Source organism: Salmonella sp. NW177, assembly GCF_051811585.1.
GTDB lineage: Bacteria > Pseudomonadota > Gammaproteobacteria > Enterobacterales > Enterobacteriaceae > Salmonella > Salmonella enterica.
Genome location: NZ_JAMMZV010000001.1, coordinates 643,475 through 666,163, shown reverse-complemented (window position 1 = coordinate 666,163; position 22,689 = coordinate 643,475). Strand labels below are relative to the sequence as shown.

24 protein-coding genes are annotated in these 22,689 nt (G+C 44.8%); 10 read left to right on the top strand and 14 right to left on the bottom strand.

Annotated features, from left to right (window positions below; all coding sequences use genetic code 11):
* Window positions 1–19: 19 nt before the first annotated feature.
* Window positions 20–274, bottom strand: coding sequence for a DUF2534 family protein (locus tag NA986_RS03525; protein ID WP_000605645.1), 255 nt, complete (start codon window positions 272–274; stop codon window positions 20–22).
* 238 nt (window positions 275–512) lie between these two features.
* Here NA986_RS03525 and NA986_RS03520 point away from each other — a divergent pair, with 238 nt between their 5' ends.
* Entirely contained in the window at window positions 513–1,544 is a 1,032-nt protein-coding gene (locus NA986_RS03520) for a mechanosensitive ion channel family protein (protein ID WP_000493671.1), read from the top strand.
* Window positions 1,545–1,625: 81 nt separating this feature from the next.
* On the opposite strand, the gene NA986_RS03515 is transcribed toward NA986_RS03520, so the two are convergent.
* Window positions 1,626–2,228, bottom strand: a complete 603-nt coding sequence (locus NA986_RS03515; RefSeq protein ID WP_000163372.1) for a helix-turn-helix domain-containing protein — start codon at window positions 2,226–2,228, stop codon at window positions 1,626–1,628.
* A gap of 43 nt (window positions 2,229–2,271) precedes the next feature.
* Here NA986_RS03515 and NA986_RS03510 point away from each other — a divergent pair, with 43 nt between their 5' ends.
* Together NA986_RS03510 and NA986_RS03505 are read left to right on the top strand one after the other, a co-directional pair.
* Entirely contained in the window at window positions 2,272–2,958 is a 687-nt protein-coding gene (locus NA986_RS03510; protein WP_000097255.1) for a B3/B4 domain-containing protein, read from the top strand.
* A 27-nt stretch (window positions 2,959–2,985) separates the two neighbouring features.
* Window positions 2,986–3,324 carry an antibiotic biosynthesis monooxygenase family protein gene (locus tag NA986_RS03505; RefSeq protein WP_000051812.1) on the top strand — a complete coding sequence of 113 codons (339 nt, stop codon included), beginning with the start codon at window positions 2,986–2,988 and terminating at the stop codon, window positions 3,322–3,324.
* A gap of 104 nt (window positions 3,325–3,428) precedes the next feature.
* Here the strand turns inward: NA986_RS03505 and NA986_RS03500 are convergent, their stop codons facing one another.
* The 4 genes from NA986_RS03500 to zirU all read right to left on the bottom strand — a co-directional run bounded on the left by NA986_RS03500 (window position 3,429) and on the right by zirU (window position 7,838).
* Entirely contained in the window at window positions 3,429–3,986 is a 558-nt protein-coding gene (locus NA986_RS03500; protein ID WP_023215739.1) for a redoxin family protein, read from the bottom strand.
* A 98-nt stretch (window positions 3,987–4,084) separates the two neighbouring features.
* Complete coding sequence (gene zirS, locus NA986_RS03495) at window positions 4,085–4,915, bottom strand: two-partner-like secretion system exoprotein ZirS (protein WP_077957197.1); 831 nt, start codon at window positions 4,913–4,915, stop codon at window positions 4,085–4,087.
* A 20-nt stretch (window positions 4,916–4,935) separates the two neighbouring features.
* Window positions 4,936–6,918, bottom strand: coding sequence for a two-partner secretion translocator ZirT (zirT, locus tag NA986_RS03490; protein ID WP_023215737.1), 1,983 nt, complete (start codon window positions 6,916–6,918; stop codon window positions 4,936–4,938).
* A gap of 74 nt (window positions 6,919–6,992) precedes the next feature.
* On the bottom strand, window positions 6,993–7,838 hold the full coding sequence (gene zirU / locus NA986_RS03485; RefSeq protein WP_023182211.1) for a two-partner-like secretion system exoprotein ZirU: 846 nt from the start codon (window positions 7,836–7,838) through the stop codon (window positions 6,993–6,995).
* A 289-nt stretch (window positions 7,839–8,127) separates the two neighbouring features.
* On the opposite strand from zirU, the gene NA986_RS03480 reads away from it, so the two are divergent.
* Both NA986_RS03480 and NA986_RS03475 read left to right on the top strand, forming a co-directional pair.
* On the top strand, window positions 8,128–8,985 hold the full coding sequence (locus tag NA986_RS03480; RefSeq protein WP_010989022.1) for a GyrI-like domain-containing protein: 858 nt from the start codon (window positions 8,128–8,130) through the stop codon (window positions 8,983–8,985).
* Between the two features lie 391 nt (window positions 8,986–9,376).
* Window positions 9,377–10,486, top strand: a complete 1,110-nt coding sequence (locus NA986_RS03475; RefSeq protein ID WP_023215736.1) for a hypothetical protein — start codon at window positions 9,377–9,379, stop codon at window positions 10,484–10,486.
* 213 nt (window positions 10,487–10,699) lie between these two features.
* Here NA986_RS03475 and NA986_RS03470 read toward each other — a convergent pair whose 3' ends face one another.
* Together NA986_RS03470 and NA986_RS03465 are read right to left on the bottom strand one after the other, a co-directional pair.
* A complete protein-coding gene (locus NA986_RS03470) occupies window positions 10,700–10,936 on the bottom strand; it encodes a YgdI/YgdR family lipoprotein (RefSeq protein WP_001168016.1) in 237 nt (78 codons plus the stop codon).
* Window positions 10,937–11,064: 128 nt separating this feature from the next.
* Entirely contained in the window at window positions 11,065–11,655 is a 591-nt protein-coding gene (locus NA986_RS03465; RefSeq protein ID WP_000208474.1) for a TetR/AcrR family transcriptional regulator, read from the bottom strand.
* A gap of 77 nt (window positions 11,656–11,732) precedes the next feature.
* Here NA986_RS03465 and bdcA point away from each other — a divergent pair, with 77 nt between their 5' ends.
* Window positions 11,733–12,446: an SDR family oxidoreductase gene (gene bdcA / locus NA986_RS03460; protein WP_000979084.1), complete on the top strand. Its 714-nt coding sequence runs from the start codon at window positions 11,733–11,735 to the stop codon at window positions 12,444–12,446.
* A 90-nt stretch (window positions 12,447–12,536) separates the two neighbouring features.
* On the opposite strand, the gene NA986_RS03455 is transcribed toward bdcA, so the two are convergent.
* Together NA986_RS03455 and NA986_RS03450 are read right to left on the bottom strand one after the other, a co-directional pair.
* Window positions 12,537–13,406, bottom strand: coding sequence for an aldo/keto reductase (locus tag NA986_RS03455; protein WP_000456775.1), 870 nt, complete (start codon window positions 13,404–13,406; stop codon window positions 12,537–12,539).
* Window positions 13,407–13,682: 276 nt separating this feature from the next.
* A complete protein-coding gene (locus tag NA986_RS03450; RefSeq protein ID WP_023215932.1) occupies window positions 13,683–14,588 on the bottom strand; it encodes a LysR family transcriptional regulator in 906 nt (301 codons plus the stop codon).
* A 118-nt stretch (window positions 14,589–14,706) separates the two neighbouring features.
* Between NA986_RS03450 and NA986_RS03445 the strand changes: the two genes are divergently transcribed.
* Window positions 14,707–15,636 (top strand): aromatic alcohol reductase, encoded by a 930-nt coding sequence (locus NA986_RS03445; protein ID WP_023215933.1) that lies wholly within the window; start codon window positions 14,707–14,709, stop codon window positions 15,634–15,636.
* Window positions 15,637–16,123: 487 nt separating this feature from the next.
* On the opposite strand, the gene metC is transcribed toward NA986_RS03445, so the two are convergent.
* The 4 genes from metC to NA986_RS03425 all read right to left on the bottom strand — a co-directional run bounded on the left by metC (window position 16,124) and on the right by NA986_RS03425 (window position 20,336).
* On the bottom strand, window positions 16,124–17,305 hold the full coding sequence (metC, locus tag NA986_RS03440; RefSeq protein ID WP_001066156.1) for a cystathionine beta-lyase: 1,182 nt from the start codon (window positions 17,303–17,305) through the stop codon (window positions 16,124–16,126).
* A gap of 26 nt (window positions 17,306–17,331) precedes the next feature.
* The gene (locus tag NA986_RS03435) at window positions 17,332–18,606 is read right to left on the bottom strand and encodes an amino acid permease (protein WP_198889112.1); all 1,275 of its coding nucleotides are present in this window, start codon (window positions 18,604–18,606) and stop codon (window positions 17,332–17,334) included.
* Window positions 18,607–18,690: 84 nt separating this feature from the next.
* Window positions 18,691–19,077, bottom strand: a complete 387-nt coding sequence (locus tag NA986_RS03430) for a RidA family protein (protein WP_000864437.1) — start codon at window positions 19,075–19,077, stop codon at window positions 18,691–18,693.
* Between the two features lie 317 nt (window positions 19,078–19,394).
* Window positions 19,395–20,336 carry a LysR family transcriptional regulator gene (locus tag NA986_RS03425; protein WP_001537910.1) on the bottom strand — a complete coding sequence of 314 codons (942 nt, stop codon included), beginning with the start codon at window positions 20,334–20,336 and terminating at the stop codon, window positions 19,395–19,397.
* 251 nt (window positions 20,337–20,587) lie between these two features.
* Between NA986_RS03425 and NA986_RS03420 the strand changes: the two genes are divergently transcribed.
* From NA986_RS03420 to NA986_RS03410, 3 genes are all read left to right on the top strand, one after another.
* Window positions 20,588–21,511, top strand: coding sequence for a LysR substrate-binding domain-containing protein (locus tag NA986_RS03420; protein ID WP_070793994.1), 924 nt, complete (start codon window positions 20,588–20,590; stop codon window positions 21,509–21,511).
* A 352-nt stretch (window positions 21,512–21,863) separates the two neighbouring features.
* The gene (locus NA986_RS03415) at window positions 21,864–22,145 is read left to right on the top strand and encodes a hypothetical protein (protein WP_000323820.1); all 282 of its coding nucleotides are present in this window, start codon (window positions 21,864–21,866) and stop codon (window positions 22,143–22,145) included.
* Between the two features lie 34 nt (window positions 22,146–22,179).
* Window positions 22,180–22,524 carry a carboxymuconolactone decarboxylase family protein gene (locus NA986_RS03410; protein WP_000950635.1) on the top strand — a complete coding sequence of 115 codons (345 nt, stop codon included), beginning with the start codon at window positions 22,180–22,182 and terminating at the stop codon, window positions 22,522–22,524.
* The last annotated feature ends 165 nt before the right edge of the window (window positions 22,525–22,689 follow it).

Sequence of the window (22,689 nt, the reverse complement as noted above, 5' to 3'; positions counted from 1 at the left end):
GGCCAATACCCTATTCCTGTTACTCATCTCCACCGAGGAAATAGATCCCCAAAGGAATCGCCAGCAGAATAGTGAACACCAGACTGTAAACGAAAATCATTGCCGACTGAATGGCATACATAGAGCTTGTCCACTCGGACAGTGGAATATGATACTGCTCAATCACACCGCCGATAGTCGCGCGCGTTACCACCGATGCCGCAACGATAAACACTGCCAGCAGGCATAACAGAAATTTTTTCCCCTTCGCCGATTTCAGCTTCATCATGATCATAGTATTGTCCTTTACAGATGACTTTGTTACCTGATAGCAACAATACCATGACAATCACGCGATGTCTGCTCCATAAAACGTGACAATGTATTTACATAAAAAGTAAACCGCTGAGATTAAAGCTGATAGCACTATTTCTTCTTTTTACTTATCGATGATCTACGCGTTTATCCTGGGTAAAATACCTGTTAATCAGGTCATTCTGAACTGTTATCGTAGGAAGGAGCGGAAAACAATAATGTTCACTGAATTTTTTCTCAAAAACGCATTTAATCTGGCGATACTTTTCAGTTGCGGTATGGCGTTGCTGGTCGTGAGATTTTGGCTCAGCCGTAACGTACAGTGGAAGAAAGGATTCACGTTCCATGCGGCACAGTTTTTTATTTATGCGATTATTATTGGGACCATCGGGAGCATCCTGAATAATGCTATTGAAGATTATAATTTGCGTTTTATCTCTTCCGGGGTCATTGATTTTATCTGCACCTCACTCATTGCGCTTATTCTGACGATAAAACTTTTCCTGATTATTAACCAATTTGAAAAAGCACAGGTCAATAAAGGTAGAGATGTGACCAGTACCCGTATTCTGGCACGGGTCATAAAAATAACCATTATTGTCGCGATTGTCTTACTGTATGGCGAACATTTTGGCATGAGTCTGTCCGGTCTGCTGACCTTTGGCGGTATCGGCGGTATCGCTGTTGGTATGGCGGGCAAAGATGTCCTGAGCAATTTTTTCTCCGGTATTATGCTCTATTTCGATCGCCCCTTCAGTATCGGAGACTGGATTCGTTCTCCTGACAGAAATATCGAAGGTACGGTCGCCGAAATCGGCTGGCGAATTACGCGAATTAACACATTCGACCACCGCCCGTTGTACGTGCCTAATTCCGTCTTTTCATCCATTAGCGTTGAGAATCCAGGACGGATGACCAATCGTCGAATAAAAACGGTTATTGGATTACGTTACGAAGATGCCGACAAAATTGGCCTCATTGTTGACGCTATCAGAAACATGTTGCAGGCGCACAGCGATATCGATCAGAAACAGACGCTGTTGGTCTATTTTAATGAATTCGCCGACTCTTCGCTGAATATTATGGTGTATTGCTTTACCAAAACAACAGTATGGCAGGAATGGCTTGCCGTACAGCAGGATGTTTACCTGAAAATTATTGCGATTGTCCAGGAAAACGGCGCTGACTTCGCCTTCCCAAGCCAGACGCTCTATATCGATGACCCGGAGGCCGCGCCTGCGACAAAATAAAAGATAGCCGGTGCCCGATAACGCTTATCGGGCACCGAGGCTTCCCTGTCCGGATGACGGGTTGTTAGCGCCTTACGGTGATCAACGGCTCTTTTCATTCACCGTCATGGTAAATTCAAGCACCTCATTAGTGTCGTTAACGTAGGCATGAGGCATGTCGGTTCTGGCTACAGCGGAGCAGCCCTCCCGAATAATAAAGCGTCTACCATTGACTGTTAATGTCAGTGTTCCCTGATTAACAAACAGTAATTCACAGGTGTCTGCCGGATGCCCTGCCGATTCAAACTGTTCACCAGGATGCATTATCCATTGCCAGAGTTCCAGCATATCCGGCCCGCTGGTTCCCGCCATCAGTTTTGCGCTGCCGCCTTTCTCGCCGCGCCACAACACCGGAATAGCATCCCGGTCGATAAGATGGACCATCGGCTCGCTGGCGACGTTGACAACATCCGCCACGGACACTCCCATTGCCGCCGCGATCTTACATAACAGCGCAATGCTTGGATTGGCTTTACAGCCTTCAATTTCCACCAGCATTCCTTTACTGACGCCGGAACGCCGCGCAAGCTCATCCAGCGACATCTTTTTTTGGCTACGAAATTGTTTGATACGTTGGGAAACAGCTTCATTTATTGTGCTGACGTCGGCGCCCGCCGTGGTCGATAAGTTGACTTTTTTGGTCATTGGTCGATATCATAGAATAAAATAGTCATTACAGGATTATGCGATGTCTTCTATGTTACCGTCAATCAGCCCGGAACTGGCCCGTATCGCTCCCGGCTTTCGTGCATTAAGTATTAATGTCATTGCCGCTCCGATTCGCGATGCGCAGGTCGGAGAAATCGCGCTAAAAGAGGCCTGTCAGGCCGTAATTAACGGCCAACCGACGTGGGCACAGGCGCATATAGACGCCTGGAATGCGGTGTTTAAAGCATTCGGCGCAAAACCAAAGCGCACCCCCTGCTCGGCTGAAGCGCTACGAAAACGCGTGTTGAAGGATGGAACAATGGCGGCGCTGGACCCGGTCGTTGATCTTTATAACGCCGTGAGCCTGCGCTATGCCGTACCGGTAGGCGGCGAAAATAGCGCGGCTTATTGTGGATCGCCGCGGCTGGTTTTCGCAGACGGAAGTGAAACATTTGATACCCTGAAAGAAGGACAACCTGTCACCGAGTCGCCAGAACCGGGCGAAGTTATCTGGCGCGATGACAGAGGCGTCACCTGTCGGCGCTGGAACTGGCGTCAGGGAGTACGTACCCGACTAAGCGCTTCAGATAAAGCGATGTGGTTTATCCTTGAAAGCTTGCCGGAAATGCCGGTTGATGAATTGTACGCGGCAGGAAACATGCTGACTGACGGCCTTGAAAAAATGATGCCAGGTTTACGTTTTGAATCCACGTTGATGGGTGTTTGATTGATATTGCGTAACAGGAGAAATACCATGTCGCTGTTTCTGACAAGTTTTATTTTCGAAAAAAAAGAGTACGACGAAGAGTTTTATCAACTGGATGGCTGGATTGAGCGCTATACACAGTCTATTGATGGCTATATTGGGATGGAAAGCTATACCGATGCCGCCAGCGGAAGAATGGTTAATAATTATTACTGGCAGACCCGCGAATCAATGGAGCTATTGATAAATAATTTACAGCACCAGCAGGCCAAATCACAAAGTCATAAGTGGCTTTCCGGTTACCAGACGATTATTGCAGAAATTCAGGGGTGCCATAACGTTAACCTGCCCCATCCGCTGGCATCATTTTCAGTTCCTTATGCGTGATGCAATAGCATATGTATTAAATGTGGGGCACACAAGAGAATGCCTGCGCCCCTGCATTGCCGGTTATTCGGTTCTCTGTGCAGGGACGGTGCTGATATAAGTGATTAGTAAACAGGAAGATGAGTGATATCTCGTGGTACAATAACACGCGTAACCACATTATTTTCATCGCACTCTATCAACGCTCTGGCAAAAATACTGAGCTCATTAATTTTCAGCCCGGAATTATCCAAAAACTGGCGGCAAGCGTAGTCAGAAACAAAGGTTATGCCGGGATGAATATCATGTTCCCGAATAAAACGGGCCTGAGCAAATGGCGTATCCATACTCAGCACATATACCGCCCGGTTTGAGTGGCTACCCGCTGATTTAAGGCGGTCACTATAGTCTTTTACCTGCCATTCACAAACTGGCGTATCCAGTGACGGAACGACAATAATCTGCTTTTTTATCCCCGGGATACAGTAACCCGGTAATAAATTATGGCTCACCAGCCCCTTTGTGCAGGGTAATGGTTCGCCTTCAGCCAGTACACCGGGTTTGAGGGTCAGCTGCGTTTTGCCAAAGGTGACAGCGTGTTCCTGACCCAATGAGATATAATCCTGTGTTGTTGTTGGCGTCATAAAAACTTCTCCTTTTAACGTTTGTATTATTTTAGCCATAATAATTATTTAGCAATCCGCTAAAAAACCAGGTGAACATCCATAATAAGATGATGGTGATAAAAAGAATTATATTAGACATAATAATTAATATAGTTTTATAGTCTTCCTCTGATGGAAATTTCTTTCGTGAAACTCATTGCATATTTAAAAGATATGTCAATACGTTCATTACTATGCCCACGATAGGTTATAACTTGTGTATATTTACCTGGAACATTTTCTTTCTTAAGAGGGCCATAATCCCATAAACCTTTTAAATTTTCACGCGCTACAGTCTTATTAATGTGAACTTCATTTACAGGATTCCCGTCGATATCCTTAACAATAGTTGTGATGGTGGCACTTTCACCCGGCGATAATACAGACTTATCTATACTCATAACTGTTAAATCTGGGCTTGGCGTATTAGATATAGTTTCTGTTTCAATATACTGGAACTCAGATACCGATGGCACAGGCGTGTACCCTGACGCTGAAGCCATATCCGTTTCATTATAAATTTCTAGTTTAATCTTTGAACCCCGATGTTCCTTTTGGATATTAAATTTATGCTCACATGGCTTTTCACGTTTAAGTATATGCTGAGAGTTATCTTTATTGATCTGATAATACGTACATACTGTAGTAAAAGTTTCCGCAGACTGATAGTTATTATCCGGGTCTCTGATGCCTACATTTCTGGCATTCCTCGCAATAGTCATTCCCGGAAAAGGTGTATACTTTTCAATAGAAAAGCCAAGTCCATTAAACTGCAATTCGTAGGTATCACGAGGTGTTCCAGGCCTGTGCCCAACGCTCGGCGCCGTAGGAGGAGAAAACATCCCGACGGTTGCCGCGGACGTTGTCGACGAATCCGCCAAGACGCTTGGCGGCACAGCCGCCAGAAGCAGGCTATAGATAATAAGATTATGTTTCGACATACGCACTGTTGATCCTTTTTAAAACATTAATTCGCATCAGATGCTGCGGTAGAACTCTTGGCATTTTCCTTATCAGAAATAATTCTGACCCGGATATATTTATTCTGTAGCGATTCCCCATTAAGACTATAAGGAAGAAGCCAGGTGGCTTTTGTCGCCCCCGGTACGGATTGCCAGGATTTCATTTCATCCGAGATTTCCCACTGATAATTAAACGCATCAGTACAGTCCGTGTTATTTACACAAAGCGTTCTGGCTCGCATTTCTGTTCCGACGACTGGCGCAGTAACGCTTCCGTTGGCTTCTTCAGTACCCGGCGTAAAAAGCACCTCCACAGAAGTGACCTTCTGCGCAATACTGTCTGACTGCGCTTGTAGTAGTACGGTACCCTTCACCGGATGTTTATCGTCTGGTCCGCTTGCTTCAATATGTAATTTGAGCGAGCGGGCATCATCGCCGATATGGGTCACCAGAACCCGTTCAACCCAATGGCCGTCACGCTCTGTACCGCCGAGCGCTTTAAATGCCAGACCCGGCGTATCTGATTGATACTTAATATTACGTGGTTTGAGCGACGCCCACTCCTCTTCAGAACGCTCGCGCACGTAGTGCCACTCAATAACCTTCCCCTCTTCTCCGGCAGGAAGCGGCGTACTGATAACAAAGTTGCCGTCCTCAACCTGAACATCGTCATTGATAACATTTATCCAGGAACGGAAACTGGTCTCATCCTGTGTCACCCTTACCGGGATACGCTCGGAGGTCACGCGAGTACCCCGGCTGTCAGTCACCGTTAAATAAAGGCTATACTCCTGACCGTCGGTCGCCGTCAGCGGAAGTTGTGGAAGGATAAGGCCGCTGCCCAGACTCCCCTGAAGCTGAAGTCCGGCGAGAAGCTCCGCATCACCCGACCACTCAACCTTCTCAATCGGGTAACGGCTATCTACCGTCGCCATTAATGTCACCAGCGTCCCGGACAGGCCTGACACCGGCATTGCCGTAATGCGGATTTTACTGGCCTGCTCCCGATACGCCATGACGATATCGTAATTACGATCGACAAAGGCACGCCGGTTAGTCGTATTCGACGGCGCACCAACGTTGCGGTAATCAAGCTGTTCATGTAACGGCGTACCGAAGGAATAGTTGACTCTCAGACCGCCCTCTGCCTGCGATCCGCCGTTACCGGCGTCCCGATATCCTGCTCTGATCTCAAGCAAGGGGACAGGATTCCAGACCAGCGCCGCACCTGCGGCGCGGGGATTCCGGCTTAATGTACCGTTACCCAATAGATCAACTTTATCCCCGTAATACTGTTCATATGTCAGCTCGCCACTGAACCAGGGAAAATCGGGGAGCATGCCTTTTGTTCGCAGATCAAAGCCATATGCCGGACGCTCATCATGTAACTCATGCGCTGCTGACGTTTTCCAGCCGGTGAGAGGGAAATAATAGTTGCCGGAAAAGGCCAGACTGTCTTTATAGACTTCCCCGCCAATGCCGCCACGTAAGTGGGAATAACGGATGTCGGCATCCAGAAACGTATTGACGCCGAGCAGCCATCCATTGACCTCCTGGCGGTAACCCATACCAACGTTAACATAGGTGCGGCCATCGAAACTGCTGCTGTCGTGGTCGCGAAAGCCAAGCTGGCCAAAGAGTAAAGACGATGTTGTTTCCTGGACGGGAATAAACATATCGAACTCTGATGAGCGATATTTCGCGCCATCTTCAAGATTGACGCCACCACGGAAAATAATCTCCGGAAAAGCGCTCTTCATCCCCTCGTTCACCAGATGATTAGCGGCTTGCCCTGGTAATGCCTTTATTTTTCCTTTGGCATAATCCTCCAGCGTCCCCTCCTGCAGGTGCGGAGAAATAGACGATGCCGTCCCCGCAATCCACGACTGAATTTCATTATCGCTATCAGCGATGACCGGGAGTGAAAGCTGACTGCTAACAATGGCCCAGGTTATATATTTAGTAATAGGTTTTTTAGAAAAAACCACTTTATTGCCTCCTGCTATACCCACCTGCCTGGCAGAGGGAGTATTTAAATAAGATGTTTATTTAGCGATAACCATCAGCGACGGATAGCGCGTTTATTCTCCGGCGTGGCTTTCGTCGTTTTAGGCGTAACGTGGACACGGAACAGTTTATTCTGCTCAGTTCCCTTAATAATATATTTATGCTTTTCAGCGTTGGTATTATTCAGATCGGTGAACTTATCTGGTGTCCCGGCATCCGCCATCTGCCAGGTAAAGTTATAATTACTGACCTCACACTCAGCCGCCGCTGTGGCGGCACATTCCAGTACCGCTTCAAGGGTGCCGCCTACCACTGGAGTGTTGGCGTCATTGGTACCGTTGAGTTTATCAGTCGGTTTACCACTTTCATTCACCACATTGATAGTGACAGAACGTAGCTTATTAGAAATTGTACCGTCTGCGGCGGAGTCGCCGCTCACCCCAGAAGATGCAGCAGTTAATAAGACAGTGGCAGGCAAGAATGCACTATCCGGCGTCCCCGTTGCCGTCTTAATTCGGTAAACGATTTTAATTTTTTTACCGCCTGCATCAGCAGGAATGGTAAAAGCCGTCCCAGTTGCCGCCGGGATTCCAGAAGGATCGGCGGCCTCATTATCCACCAGATACCATTTAATATCGTCGGCATTATTCATTTTATCCAGCGATAAGAGATCCCCATCCTCATCCTCAATAAAAACATCCGCTATCTGGAGGGTTGAACCGGTCGTCAGTTCCCCAGACACTTCTATCTTTTTTGCATTAGTAGTTGCCACAGGACGGTGACCAACAGAAGCAGGCGTAGCAGAAGAAGCCATATCATTGGCTCTGATATTCGCCACCGCCTCTACTGAGACCACGGATGCACAAATCGCTAACGCTAATAAAGATCTTTTGAAGTACAAAACAATTCCCTTTTATTCATTAGAAATAATTACGAGATTTATAATCTCACGGGCTAAAAATTCAGGGTTATTCAATCATTTTAACCGCCTGTGAAATTATGCCCTTCGCCATGCTAATTACTTAGCTTTACTGGCAAAAGCCGATCTCCAAGTGTAAAGTTTATTCAGAAACGTCAAGCAATTTAAATCTTTCTTGTTTTGCCAGAAAAGCTAACAACCACCCACCAGTTTAATAACACAGTATGTCAAACACCTTAAATGTTTATATTTTCGACTTCAATAAAGAGGAATAATGATGAAAAAAGCCATAATAATCTCAGTATTAGAGCAAATAGAAAAAAATCTTGAAGAGAGGATTGATATTGAAAAGCTGGTTGTTATAACAGGTTATTCGCGAAGGAGTTTGCAGGATTTTTTTAAAGAAAAGTGTGGCGTCTCTATCGGAAAATATATCAGACAACGCAAGTTGAGCAGAAGCGCCACTCTGCTAAAGCTGACCTCTCAGTCGGTCACAGATATCGCGTTCAGAATGGGGTTTGATTCAGTGCAGTCCTATAGTCGAGAGTTCAAAAAAACATTTGGCGTCAATCCCAATAACTATCGCAAGGCTGATTTCTGGGATCTCAGAAACCTACGGCCTCCTTACTGGCTTGACTGTGATGAGCATTATCAGTTCGAAATTTGTCAGCTTACGTCAAAAGAAATTTTCGGATTTCAAACATCTCATCAGATCGCAACAAATGACCTTCCTAAAAAAGCGTCGCCTATAAAATGGAAAATCATTCATGAGACGCTCAGGACGTGGGGCGAAAATGTGTATTGTCTCTCGTCTTTTAAGCCGGATAATACCAAAGACCAGGTCATCGCCGTAAGCAGTTTTTTTGGTATGGAACATAATTCCGTCGATGGAGGAAAAATACCCATGTCGAGGGTAATAAAATGTGGTAAATATGCAAAATTCCATTTCGTTGGTCATAAGGAACAATATCAACAATTTTCCAATACAATATATATGTGTATATTGCCAAAACTGAATCTTATCAGGAGAGAAGGAGAAGATATTGAATACTTCCATTTGGCATCCGTCCAAAAGCAACAGAATAATGAATCCATTGTCGATCTTTATTATTACATCCCTGTACTGTAATGACTTCGTACCATCCACGTATTTCATCTGAAAAGCCTTCTCTTTTCAGAGCGGTAATAAAACTCTCAGTATTGATTCTGATAAAATAAGTGACTATTAATATAGTTAACGTTTTGAAAGGATTGAAAAAAAATAAATTGCGTGCACGCGACACCGGAGACAGATTTCTGACAGTACTGTACGGTGTAGTGATCAGGTAATATTGGCTACAGTTTACGGTAAAAGCAAAGTCCATACTTTAACTATTAATGGGAGTATGCTGGCCGGGCGGCTTACGGGGCCTTCATGCTCCCACATTTACAATGTTGGTATGATTACATTCTCTCTATACTTTACTGTGCTAACCTTTTATCTCGTTGAGATAACGTTTAATTAAAATGCTCTCTTTTTGATGTACATTATAAGAGGAGACATTATTCATATTTTCGAAATCAGGGCAGACGATATGTATACAACCATCAGAAACACAGCGCTAGCAATGGTAGCTTGTTTTTCGTATATCGCACATGCCAGTACCCACCCTCCTCTTATTATCACCAGGGGAGCCGGAGGAGACGCCTCCGGAGCCACAGTCATTCATGATAATTGGCGGCATGGCACTCCTGACCTGGTCAATCTTACCGATATCCCCATAGATAAAATCAGACCAGAAAAATACAGTTGCGTACTGATTATTGGGCAAGGAGCTATAAAAGAGATGCTTCTTGCGAACAATGCCTCAGCAATACTTTCCGGAAAAACTGTTGGTCTGTACAGTCATCTGATCGATCAGAACACGCTCAGATTACTTCGGCAATTGCAGAACAAAGTGAGATTCAATCTCTTTTTTACCCGCTCACAGATAACTCTACTAAAACTAAGGAACATTTCAGAATATAATTTTTTGAGTTCTAAAGTAAATAATGTCTGGGGACAAGACTCACTAGCAATTGAAACAGTGGCACCTGACAGGGGTAATATACCGGAAAAAGCCCTTCCCCTCAAAACAACGGATTATGTGATCTGGCTGGGTGGAAACTATACTACCTCTTCTGGTACGCAGCGTATCTTCACAAACGATCAGATTATTGTAGCCCTGAAACCACTACATAATGTTATTTCACCAAATGCATCGATTGCTATTATGCTTTCACCACGTTTTTTTGATAATAGCATGAGTAAAGAAGCAAAAGTTAAACGACTGAAGGCAGTGCTTAACACCTTTTCGCGAAACAGGGTCACATTTTATATGAATAAGGAGATGCTTGCTAATCTGAAAGAATTTGATTTGCCTGTTCAACTATCCCCTTCTTACGCAGAGCTGATGCGAATGCCCTGGGCCAGCGCTACCCGGCATTTTGCCTCTGTGGATCAATATAACCTCTTTGCTGATCTCATACCTAAAGTCACGCCGTTTCTTCTTGAACCGAATGATGCCGATCAAGCTCTCTATGCGACGGATTATCTTAATACCCGGCGTGTAAGTCTGACCCAAAATATTCTTAACCACGGTTGTGACTAAATAAAACGCGCAGAATCCGGGATAGTTAGCAATCCAAAACAGACCGTTAGCCATGAGTACTGTTTATCTTCACTATACAGGGGACAACCAAATAACTGACAACACAAATCAAGCCGATACCCGGAATTCGGCTATACAGGCGCTCTATTCAATTCAGGCCCAGAAACAGTCCGGTACCCATACTGGACACGGCCTCCCAACTGCTTTAGCGCATTACCAGTCCAGCTTCGATGCGCCTTCTGTCGTCTGCACTATTTCACTGGTTTTAATGACGCGATGATAACCATAAGCATCAGCGTATTTCGTCATTCCGGTTGCGGTGTCAACCTCCGGCTTACCCTGCGTTTCAATAATCTCTCCCGTCCGGGTCGTCATGGTATAGGTCGTTGTACATCCGGCTAGCATCAACACTGATAAGCTAAGTACCGTAATAAGACTACATTTTTGCATCTCTCGTTTCCCTGACACCTCTATTTTTGATGTACTTTACCGAATACCGCAACGGCAAGATGGATGATTAGGGCTATTGCTCCCTGTTTGCCCGTATCTGATTGGCTCAGGTTTTTTGATGCGCTGCGTTAATCCGGCAGTAATCGCTCCAGCACATCCCCAGCCAGAAGCACGCTCTCCTGAAGACGCTCCAGGCTATACCCCGCTCGCGCCTTGGCGGAAAGTCCCGCCATTAGCGTCCCCATAAAGTCCGTCGTCCGGTCAGCCTCTTGCGGATACCGCATGGCGACATAAGTGCGAATCAGGTTTTCAGCAGCGATATAAAACTCGCAGGCGGCCTCTCGTGCCGGTTTATCGTTACAATGTGCGCCCTCCAGAACCAGACATCCAGTGGCATCAGGATCGGCAGCGTAACGTCTTGCCGCTTCCATCAGCACATCGATAAGACACTTCGCGGTCGGGCGATCGTGACGCAGAAGCGCCCCGAGCGGAATCGCGTCGGTCATCCTGTAACGCTTTAATACGCGAGTATACAGCCCCAACTTGCTACCAAACGCCGCATAGAAACTGGGAGGATTGATCCCGAACGCTTTTGTCAGATCCGCTACGCTCACCGCGTCGTAGCCGCGCGAATGAAATAAGTGTTGAGCGGTTTCAATGGCTTGCTCCGGATCGAACTGGCGAGGACGACCCGGCGTTCGGCTATGTTTTGTAGTCATTACTACATAACTCCTTGACGGCATGATTTCATTACGCATATTGTAGTGACTACTACAATATCATAAAGGACATCCTGATGATGCTATTTCGCAACAAATCTGTACTGGTTTTAGGGGGAAGTCGTGGTATCGGCGCGGCTATTGTACGACGCTTTAGCGCTGACGGCGCATCGGTCGTTTTCAGCTACGCCGGATCGCGTGAAGCCGCCGAAAAACTGGCAGCGGAAACCGGAAGCACCGCCATCCAGACGGATAGCGCCGATCGGGATGCCGTCATCAGCCTCGTGCGTGAGTACGGACCGCTGGATATTCTGGTCGTCAATGCGGGCGTGGCTCTCTTCGGCGATGCGCTGGAACAAGATAGCGATGCGATAGATCGTTTGTTCCGTATTAATATCCATGCGCCTTACCATGCGTCAGTCGAAGCAGCCCGCAACATGCCGGAAGGTGGACGCATTATTATTATCGGTTCCGTGAATGGCGATCGGATGCCCGTACCGGGAATGGCCGCGTACGCCGCCAGTAAATCAGCCCTGCAAGGGCTGGCTCGCGGCTTAGCTCGTGATTTTGGCCCCCGCGGGATTACGATAAATGTGGTGCAGCCAGGCCCCATTGATACCGACATCAATCCGGAAGATGGCCCCATGAAAGAGCTGATGCACAGTTTCATGGCAATCAAACGACACGGAAGACCTGAAGAAGTGGCTGGAATGGTGGCATGGCTTGCCGGCCCGGAAGCCTCTTTCGTCACCGGCGCGATGCACACCATCGATGGTGCCTTCGGCGCCTGACGGCCAGGCGAATATCACACGGTTGCCGTCTACGCTCCGGCAACCGTGTTCGAAGCTGTTCATGCGAGAAAACATCCGCAAGCGCCGGGATCAATCGTGGATTTTAACGCCAAGACAACCGCGAACAAATTCAGGATTAAAATGCTTCACCGCTTCGCCAACGTAGCCTAAATCAAGGGCGTTGATTTGAGCCATTTCATTATCCGTTAGTGAGAAATCCCAGATGGCAAAGTTCTCTTCAATACGTTCCTGTCGAGTGGATTTAGGAATAACCGTGACGCCACGCTGCACGTTCCAACGCAGGACAACCTGCGCGATGGTTTTTTGATGGGCATCGGCAATCCTTTGAAGCATGACATTTTCATACGGTTTATGTCTCCCGCCGCCTAACGGCGCCCACGCTTCAGGCTGAACGTTATAATGTTTCATGGTTTCCAGCGCGGCGGGTTGTGCAAAGTATGGATGCAATTCGACCTGGTTTACCATTGGCGTAATTCTGACGGTTTCACAGAAGTTGGCTAACACATGCGCATAGAAGTTGGACACGCCAATGGCTTTTAGTTTACCGGCTTCATAGGCGTCTTCCAGCGCGCGCCACGCGCTAAAATAATCGCCCATTGCCTGATGCAATAAATAGAGATCAAAATAATCTAACCCGGATTTTTTCAGCGACGCTTCAATACCTGCTTTGGCCAGATCGTAGTTAGCCATATCTTGCACCCACAGTTTAGAAGTAATAAATAACTCCTCACGGGTACACAGACCTGTCGCGATGGCTTCACGAACAGCGTCACCAACGGCATCTTCATTGCCGTATACCGCAGCGGTATCGATAAGGCGATAACCGCTGCGAATAGCGCTTAACACTGACTGCTGACATTCTTCTTTGTCGGTTACCTTAAAAACGCCAAAACCCACCATAGGCATTTTAAGGTTGTTACTTAATATTGAATATTCCACGCTAAAGCACCCTTTCGTCGTAAAGACGCCATGATAAGAGCAAAATACAGGTACAATGAGTATTGTTAAATCCGATTATATTTATACAAAAAGTTCATTAATAACAGTTGTACAGATTTTTTATTGCATCCAAACGTTCAGTGCTTGCTATATCCTCGCCGTGTAGCACCTGTTTGATAATGCCTTTTACTTATGCGTCAAAAACCAGTACCGTCATTTTGACCGTCTGTGAAAAAGTTTTCTGAACAGGCAATGCGATATCCGGAATAATATTTTTTAGCGAAGAGGCGCCGGCTGGCTCAGCGCCGTTTTGCACCAGTCATAAAAAGCGCGTACCGCAGGCGGCAGAAACCTGTTTTGCGGATAGACCAGCGCAAGCGGCAAATCATAAGAATGGTTGCCCATGCAGGTCACCAGCGCCCCGCTGCGCAGATACGGCGCAACCAGATAGCTGGCGACGCGAATTAACCCCAGCCCCTGTATTCCGGCCTGAATATAAGCGTCCGTATCATCGACAACCAGCGTCTCCTGCACCCGCATCGCGTAATCCTCCCCCTCACGCGTAAAAAACCAGTCGGTGGTACGCCCGGTGCGGTGGTTCAGGTAGCCGACCGCATGGTGTTTTTGCAGATCATCTAAATTTTCAGGGCTACCGTAACGCTCAATGTAAGTGGGCGATGCTGCTATCACCCAGTTAAAACTGGCGAGCGGACGGGCAACCAGCGTGGTGGAATCATCGATCCTGCCGGCCCGAATCACGCAGTCATACCCTTGCAGGATAATATCCTCCACGCTATCGCTGGAACAAAGTATCAGCTCCAGCTCCGGATACTGGCGCAAAAAGGCCGGGAGCGTGGGAATAATGCAATGCCGGGCGAGAGATTGCGGCATCCCCACTTTAAAACGCCCTTTGGGTTGTGCCGCCCGGCCGGGAAATGACGACTCCATGGCCGCGATATCTGCCAGCACTCTTTTGCACTCTTCGTAGTAACGCCGCCCCTCTGCGGTCACGCTAAGTTTGCGGGTTGTACGTTGCAAAAGTTGAATCTTAAGCCAGGATTCCAGTTCTTTAACCACCCGCGATACCGTTGAGCGCGGCACGCCCAGCACTTCGGCGGCTCTGATAAAACTATGGGTATCCACTACGCAAACATAGACCTGCATCGCTTCCAGCTTGTCCATTTTCCCCCCGCCAATTATCCCATTTATCAGAACAGTCTAACCCGTCTTCGGCGTCTTATCGAACGCAGATCCCTGACGTAATCTCTATCTACAGGTGAATCAACACAGAGAGGTGCAAATGAAACAATCCAATAATCAGGTGGGTGAAAAAGTATTGGTGCTGGGCGCGGGACAACTGGGGGCGTCAGTGCTGGCGTCGTTGGTTCCGGCGGTCACACAGCGTAATGGTTCCGTTTGCGTTATTGTGTCAGGGCGATCCAGGGATAAACAGAGCAAACGACGTTCCAGCATTCATCAACAACTGGCGGATGCCGGTGCGCGGTTTATCCCGGTCGACATCGCAGGCAGTTCGGTTGCAGCGTTAAAAGATCAATTCCACGGTTTTGATACGATCATCAATTGTATGGGGTTTGTCGCCGGTGCGGGTACCCAGATAAAAATCACCCGCGCGGTACTGGAGGCGGGCGTTAAGCGCTATTTCCCCTGGCAGTTTGGCGTGAATTACGATGTGGTCGGCAAAGGCAGCGGCCAGCCGGTGTGGGACGAACAGTATGACGTCAGGACGCTTTTGCGCGAGCAAAACGTCACAGAGTGGGTGATTGTTTCAACCGGTTTATTTACCTCTTTTCTCTTCGAACCGGCCTTTGATGTGGTCAACTTAGACCAAAAAACCATCAATCCCCTCGGCGGATGGGAAATGCAGGTCACCGTCACGTCGCCTGCGGATATTGGTCGCCTGACCACTGAAATTTATCTGCATCAGCCGCGTATCACTAACGAAGTCGTCTTTGTCGCGGGGGAAACGACCTCTTATGCAAAACTGGCGGAAACGGTCGAACGCGTGACGCAGCAAACTTTTACCCGAGGCGTATTGACGCTACCTGACTTACAGGAGCAGCTCCGTTTACATCCGCATGACCCAATGCTGCGCTATCGCGTTGCCTTCGCGCGTGGTGACGGTATGTGGTGGCCGATGAGTGACACCTGGAATGCACAACATCATCTGCCGACACAGGATATTGCCGCCTGGCTGAAAACACAGCAATGAGAACGGCGGCATCAGGCGCTCGCTTAATCCCCATGCCTTCTGCCAGCATCAGGCGGCGGGCATGGCTACCTTACGTTAACAAGAAACCAGTACGCATCAGTACCTGGTTATGTGCTCCTGCTGTAACACCATGTCTGATAATGCTTTTTTCTTATCTGCAAAAACTGATGCCGACATTTTTACCGTAGGGAAAATAGTTTTCCGTTTTGTGATCTAACTAATGCGCTCATCGTTAACCTCTTAAATAATTGATTACTGCTTTTATGTGAACTAATGATGGCTTCAACGACGAGGACTGACGAATCAGAAGATTTTGCTGGCCGCTAAAGAAAATCTATCTCGTAGCGTTTTATTGACAGGGACGATTTTCGGAGTGTCAAAGTTAACCTATCATTCCCAGACTAATCATTTTGACAAATAGATGACTCAGCCGGAAAGCAAGCAGAACGGAGGAGAGTAATGTGGATATCTCCTCCATGAATTTAAATTAGCATATAACCTGATTTAAACGCTCAAAGCCTTCTATTAGATCACACTTAAGGTCTTCGATATCTTCCAGACCAATTTGTAGTCTTAACGTTAACCCACCAGGATTCCATTCTGTTGCAGTACGATATTCTGTACAATCAAATGGTATGATCAAACTTTCATAACCTCCCCAGGAAAATCCCATAGAGAAAAGTGACATATGATCCAGCATATTAGCTAAATTACTTTTATTAAATTTAGGGTCTAAAACAATGGAAAATAATCCAGATGAACCGGTAAAATCTCGTTTCCAATATTCATGTCCAGGACATTCAGGAAATGCAGGATGTAACACTCTGAGGACTTCCGGCCTATTTTTGAGCCATTTTGCCATTTCAATACCTTTCCTCTCAGCTTCTTTCAGGCGTAAATGCATGGTACGTAATCCACGAAGCGCCAGGAAACAATCTTCTGGTCCAGGAAGCATTGCCATACTGCTGTACATTTTCCTGAGATCAGGCCATGTCTCCTGGTTTGCTGAGATCAGTCCCATCAAGAGGTCTGAATGGCCACTTAGATATTTAGTACCAGCTTCAAGTGATAAATCTATACCATGCTTATGTGCCTGAAAAAATATTGGCGTTGCCCAAGTATTATCTAAAATAGTCTTGATATTATGTTTTTTGGCAACTGATACAATTGCCGGAATATCCTGAACTTCGAAAGTCTGTGAACCTGGCGCTTCAAGAAATATAGTAGAGGTGTTTGATTTAATTAGCCCCTCTATATCCGAACCTATGAGAGGATTATAATATGTTGTTTCAACACCAAATTTAGCCAAGGTGTTCAGACAAAAATTACGCGATGGCCGATAGGCACTATCTGGCATTAATAAATGGTCACCACTCTTCGTTGTCGTTAAGAGCGCAAGTGCGATGGCGCCTAAACCGGATGGAGATAAAACTGTGCCTGCTGCTCCAGTTAAATGCGTCCATGCAGATTCAAGGTTCTCAATAGTTGGCGAGCCCGCTGTTCCATAATCATAACGTGCATTTCTGTTTTCTATATCGCTTACGGAATTATATATAATAGTAGAACCACGGTAGATTGGACCATTTACAAAACCATACTGTTTGTTTGGGTCGCGGCCAAACTGGAGTATTTCCGTACTAGGTTTAAATTTTTTCACAGAGTTGTTCATTTATTTTTCCTTGTTGATATCAGAAATTAATCAAATAATATAAATAATGGTGAGAAACATAGCATCAATCCAATACCAATAATATAGTATACAGCCATTCCTTTAAGGTCATGCAGTAAGGAAACTTTATATATCAAATACCCTGGAATTAAACACCCAACAATACCATAGAGAGGAGCACTAAGTTGATTAAGAAGTATAATTGACATTCGGGTCATGACCAGACACCATAAACTTATAACTGAAAAGGCACAAACAAAAACAGAAAGAAAACGTTCATTTATTTTCTCTACTGGAATAAACCGAGAAACAATATTTCTAACAATCCCTTTCAAAGCATCCTGAAAACCAAGATAAATCCCTAAAAAGGCAGTCAATATAGCAAAAATGTTGAGCAGGACAGTCATGATTTTGATAAGTGAACCAGGTAAAACTTTTGCTGCCAATGCCAACGCAGTAATGTTTTGCTTATAAGCCAGCATTGCCTGCTCATGGTTTAAGGTGAAAGTAAATGAAAAAGCAAAGAAGAGAATACTTATAGCCAAAATTGCATAAGCTATACGGTTGACTCGTATAGCACGATATGTTGCAATGCGTCGATTTGACTCAATCTTACGATAAGCAATATTCACCGGGCTTAGTATTTGCATAAAAAGGATTGAGAATAACGTAAATGGCATTGTTAGAAAAAGATCGCGAATAAAGGACCCCATATTTGGTAAAGCAGATATATTTGAAAAATTCCAGTGCGGTATCATTGCAATACCAATTAACAGGACAATACCTAACTTCACCAGAACCATAGGAGTTGAAATTTTAAAAATTAATTTTTCACCCTGTGACGCAAGGGCAACCAGAACTGATATAACAAGCAATCCCCACCAAAAATGGTCTGACATGAGTCCGTCGGTAATACCAAATGTTTGTAGAAATGAAGCGCTATCAAATGTTACAGCAAGTGAATAGTTAAATATTCCCTTAAATAACATCAAAAAATATATGATACTCATGAAAATAGCCCAGTTAGGGCCTAAATATTGAGAAATAATGCTTGTATAGTCCTTTGCATCTTCTGTCCTCGACAAAGTTTTCAAATAAATATCCTGAAGGAGATAAATACCAGGATAAACGATTATGATAGACACTATAAAAACCCAGATGCCTTTTATTCCAATCTGGATAGGTAAAAAAACAATACCAACACCTATTGCCATTCCAATACATAAAATGACCCACCCAGCATCATATAACGTGAATGGTATTCTTTTTATATCATCTTTAGTTAAGGTACATTCAGACATAATTCATCTCCTATAATTCTTATAAAGTACTTTCACTACGTTATCGAACAATTAAATTATAAATAGAAAAGAATGTTGTGATAATTATTTATTTTCAAAAGCAATAGCTTCAATCTCTACCAAAGCATCTTTAGGAATTTTTTCAACCTGTATGCATGAACGAGCTGGTCCGTTAATTTTACCAAAAAAGGTTTCGTATACTTCATTGAACGCGTTGAAATCATCCATATTCTTAAGGAAACAAGTTGTTTTAAGAACGGTTTCAAGCGAAGCTCCCCCCATTTCAAGAACAAACTTTAAGTTAAGCAATGCTTGCCATGTTTGTTCTTTAATTCCTCCTTCTGTTAAATTCATTGTTTTAGGATATAACGGCAATTGTCCTGAAGTGAACACGAGACCATTAAATATGAAACCTTGCGAGTAAGGTCCTATGGCAGATGGTGCTTTGTCAGTGTTAATAATAACTTTCATTTTTATTTCCATTATATAAATGAAGCAATAATCTTTCTGCGTTTTTTAAGGGGGTATATCTTTAAAATATAAAAAATTACCCACCGAGCTTTATTAACTCTTTTAGTAGAAGCCTATTACCGATGACTAAATTTATAAGAATAAGCATTCCATAGTGCGATTCACGATGCCAGTGAATATTAGAAAAATCAGTTTTTATTTTTTTTCACAATCTTTGGTGATTAAGAACCACATACCAACATTGTGGAGTAACAATCTCAAATGCCATATCACATAAATACATCATATTATGTGATTGAGTACAAATTTTAATATAATTAAAACTTCAATTTATTTATTGTTTCTTCCCATTTTTTCCATGGCTGGTGATCTTCAAGGAGAAAATCAATAAACGATCTTACTTTTGGATTTTTATACTTGCTTGGAAAGTACAGTGCATAAAGACTGTGAGTCGGATAAACACACTTTCCATCCATGGTTAAAGGAATCAACTCGCCATCTTCAATATGAGAACTGACAAGATATGAAGGTAGCCAGGCAATCCCCTGACTTGCAAGAGCGGCTTTTAGTAAAAGTAAACTGCTATTGACTGATAACGGAATTTTAGGCCTATGGTTACAACTGTTACTACTTGAGCCAGGTGCAGAAAAACGCAGAGAAGGTGTAATCCCCTGATAGACCAAACATTGATGGTTAATGAGGTCGTCTAATTTTTTAGGGGCCCCCATTTTCTCAAGGTATGCAGGTGAAGCACAATACATCCAACTTACCTCCGCCAGCTTGCGCGTTGCGTAATTTTGTGGCGGTGTTGATGTGATCCTTAGGGCAATGTCAACATCATTTTCGTTGAGATTAACAATGTGATCATCAAGTTCAAGAATGAGTTCGACATCTTTATTCAGTTCCCTGTATTTATCAAAAATCTCAACCAGATGTGCGTAGCCAAAAGCAACAGAACTTGTGACTTTCAATAGACCATGGGGATAATTTATATATTCACATGTGCTATTTATAACATCATCAAATTCTTCTAATAATTTTGATGCTCTCGCAACAAAAAATTCTCCTGCTTCAGTAAGCTGAAAATTTCTGGTTGTTCGCTTAATAAGAGCAACACCTAAGTTTTCTTCTAAGGCAGCAAGTCCTTTACTGATAGCAGATGGCGAAAGGTTAAGTAACCGAGCAGCTTCTGAGAGACCTTTGCTTTCACTTGCTTTAACCAGCATTTCTATTTGCTTGATTGTCAAAGGAATTGTCATCATTTTCATCCCTGTAACTAATAAACGTTAAATAGTTTTATATAACAGCATAAAGCTATTCTAAATAATAATTTTTTACTTAATCGCATACAAAGTAGAAAAAATTTATCGGCATGATAGTTTTTGTACCTTGCTGAAAACACGCAATCTGCTTTATGCAGTAAATGTGCAAGAATATGCTTTATTAATTTGAGGAAGAAATTCTATCTCGATCACGTATACTAGTTCCATCGTATGAGATGGAGAATAAAATGCGTTCGCTTAATCGCTTGAAATGGCTGCACGCTTTTGAAGCAACTGCGCGTCATGGTAGCTTCACAGGTGCAGCCAAAGAGCTAGGCGTCACCCCGGCAGCCGTAGGACAACTGGTTCGGGCACTTGAAGACTGGGTAGGCCACCCCCTTTTACACCGGACACGTTCTGGTAAAGAAAGGCTCACGCTCGTGACTGAGGCTCAGGATGCGCTAAAAGAGATCACTCAAGGGCTCGATAGCCTTGAGTCAGGACTTAATAAACTGCGCGGTCGTCAGGCTCGATCCGTCGTCATTCTCACGGCCTCACAAGTTCTGGTGATGAACTGGTTAATGGAAAAATTAAATCGTTTTTCCGAAACGCATCAAAATATCGAGCTACGCCTGAATGTGACGGAAAAACTCATGGATGTGGCTCACGGAGAGGCAGATATTGGTGTTCGTTGTGGCAAAGGAGACTGGTCGGGGGTAAATAAGACATGGTTAATGGATGAGGAAGCTGTTCTGGTATGCAGCCCACGCATTGTACCGCCTGAGAAAATTACGTGCGGCGAATGGCTGGCAGAACAAAAACTCATCCATGATGATACCCTGCACCCTGGTGCAAATTTTCCTTCATGGGAAGAAGTCTTAGCCGCAACGCAAGCTCCAGCTACGCGTTATACAGGATTGCATATTAACTCTACCTCAGCGGTTATTATGGCTACGCTTAGCGGCCAGGGAGTGGCAATTGTCCGCCGTGCGTTGGTTGAACAGTTAATTGCCACAGGACAACTGATACAACTTCATCCAAATATACGCTGGCCGCTAACATGGTCCTATTACATTGTTACACCACAAAAAGCAGTGATGCGTCCTGAAGTAAAAGTTTTTCATGACTGGTTAATTAATGATATTTTGATTAGAAATAGCCCAACCTCCTGAATTTCAGGAGGTCATCCTTTTTATCTGGCTTTGGGAAAACTGGCGAGTTTAACACTGGCAAAGTGGCAAACCATGTTATCAATCAATACTAAAAACCTACCTCTCCACCGCTAATATTGCCTATACAGGGGGCTTTATTCAAAACAAATATTCTAATGAGGCCTCCATATTCCAGACTCACCCAGATGAATTAAGTCCTCGTCAGGACAATACACAACATAGAAAATCTTCTCCGCCACACAAGAATATGTGATTTGTTAGATCAGACGGTCATGTTGATAATTCCCCTACTGTCATTCGTCAATGACTGTGAATACTTTGCTTATCTCGGTCCCTTTTGAAGGAGAATACTATGGCTTACTTACAAATCACCCTGAATATCAGCAACCACAACCGCCCTGCCGCAGCAAATGTTTATCAAAAATATAAAGCGCCATTTTTAAATACCATTGCCGGAGCGACCTCAAAAGAATTGCTTATTCGGGATGAAGACGTGCAAGTTTTACATGGCTTTGAAACTACTGCTCAAGCGCAGGCGTATCTTACCAGTGAATTATTTACAAAAGACGTTGTGGAAGAATTGAAGCCTTTTCTGAACCAGGCACCAGATATTCGCATTTATTATGTGATCTGAATACACAATCCTCTAATATAAAACAGGAACAGATATGCTTTCAAACTGGAATGAGTATCGTAGTGGCCTGCTGGCTGCCATTGGTAAATTTGCCACATTGCAGCCGGAGTTCATGAAAGGCTTTCAGCAAATGGACAAGGGGACTTTAGAAAATGGGCATCTGGATCCCAAAACACAGGAATTGATTGCGCTGGCCGTGGCGGTTACTACCCGTTGCGATGGTTGTCTGGCAGTGCACGTCGATGCGGCCGTGAAACATGGCGCAACCCGGGAAGAGATTTCTGAAGCATTGTCCGTGGCTATAAAAATGAACACTGGGGCAGCCCTCACCTACACAGCACACGCACTGGATGTGTACGACAACCTGCCGAATAAATAACGGTATCTCTGCTCTAAGCTACCGCCATTTTAGGGGAAATGGATGGTACTATCCGTAATTTAGTGCAACCGTTTTTCCTTGAATACGCCAGTAATACTGTCAGGAAAGTACAGTTTCAACTTTAGCAGGAGATGATCAGAAGAAGAAACTGGCGCTGCAAGCCGC

What these genes read in the sequence shown, in the direction of transcription:
- NA986_RS03525 (WP_000605645.1), bottom strand. Translation starts at nt 274, where the DNA reads ATGATCATGATGAAGCTGAAATCGGCGAAGGGGAAAAAATTTCTGTTA.
- NA986_RS03520 (WP_000493671.1), top strand. Translation starts at nt 513, where the DNA reads ATGTTCACTGAATTTTTTCTCAAAAACGCATTTAATCTGGCGATACTT.
- NA986_RS03515 (WP_000163372.1), bottom strand. Translation starts at nt 2,228, where the DNA reads ATGACCAAAAAAGTCAACTTATCGACCACGGCGGGCGCCGACGTCAGC.
- NA986_RS03510 (WP_000097255.1), top strand. Translation starts at nt 2,272, where the DNA reads ATGTCTTCTATGTTACCGTCAATCAGCCCGGAACTGGCCCGTATCGCT.
- NA986_RS03505 (WP_000051812.1), top strand. Translation starts at nt 2,986, where the DNA reads ATGTCGCTGTTTCTGACAAGTTTTATTTTCGAAAAAAAAGAGTACGAC.
- NA986_RS03500 (WP_023215739.1), bottom strand. Translation starts at nt 3,986, where the DNA reads ATGGCTAAAATAATACAAACGTTAAAAGGAGAAGTTTTTATGACGCCA.
- NA986_RS03475 (WP_023215736.1), top strand. Translation starts at nt 9,377, where the DNA reads ATGTACATTATAAGAGGAGACATTATTCATATTTTCGAAATCAGGGCA.
- NA986_RS03470 (WP_001168016.1), bottom strand. Translation starts at nt 10,936, where the DNA reads ATGCAAAAATGTAGTCTTATTACGGTACTTAGCTTATCAGTGTTGATG.
- NA986_RS03465 (WP_000208474.1), bottom strand. Translation starts at nt 11,655, where the DNA reads ATGACTACAAAACATAGCCGAACGCCGGGTCGTCCTCGCCAGTTCGAT.
- bdcA (WP_000979084.1), top strand. Translation starts at nt 11,733, where the DNA reads ATGATGCTATTTCGCAACAAATCTGTACTGGTTTTAGGGGGAAGTCGT.
- NA986_RS03450 (WP_023215932.1), bottom strand. Translation starts at nt 14,588, where the DNA reads ATGGACAAGCTGGAAGCGATGCAGGTCTATGTTTGCGTAGTGGATACC.
- NA986_RS03445 (WP_023215933.1), top strand. Translation starts at nt 14,707, where the DNA reads ATGAAACAATCCAATAATCAGGTGGGTGAAAAAGTATTGGTGCTGGGC.
- metC (WP_001066156.1), bottom strand. Translation starts at nt 17,305, where the DNA reads ATGAACAACTCTGTGAAAAAATTTAAACCTAGTACGGAAATACTCCAG.
- NA986_RS03435 (WP_198889112.1), bottom strand. Translation starts at nt 18,606, where the DNA reads ATGTCTGAATGTACCTTAACTAAAGATGATATAAAAAGAATACCATTC.
- NA986_RS03430 (WP_000864437.1), bottom strand. Translation starts at nt 19,077, where the DNA reads ATGAAAGTTATTATTAACACTGACAAAGCACCATCTGCCATAGGACCT.
- NA986_RS03425 (WP_001537910.1), bottom strand. Translation starts at nt 20,336, where the DNA reads ATGACAATTCCTTTGACAATCAAGCAAATAGAAATGCTGGTTAAAGCA.
- NA986_RS03420 (WP_070793994.1), top strand. Translation starts at nt 20,588, where the DNA reads ATGCGTTCGCTTAATCGCTTGAAATGGCTGCACGCTTTTGAAGCAACT.
- NA986_RS03415 (WP_000323820.1), top strand. Translation starts at nt 21,864, where the DNA reads ATGGCTTACTTACAAATCACCCTGAATATCAGCAACCACAACCGCCCT.
- NA986_RS03410 (WP_000950635.1), top strand. Translation starts at nt 22,180, where the DNA reads ATGCTTTCAAACTGGAATGAGTATCGTAGTGGCCTGCTGGCTGCCATT.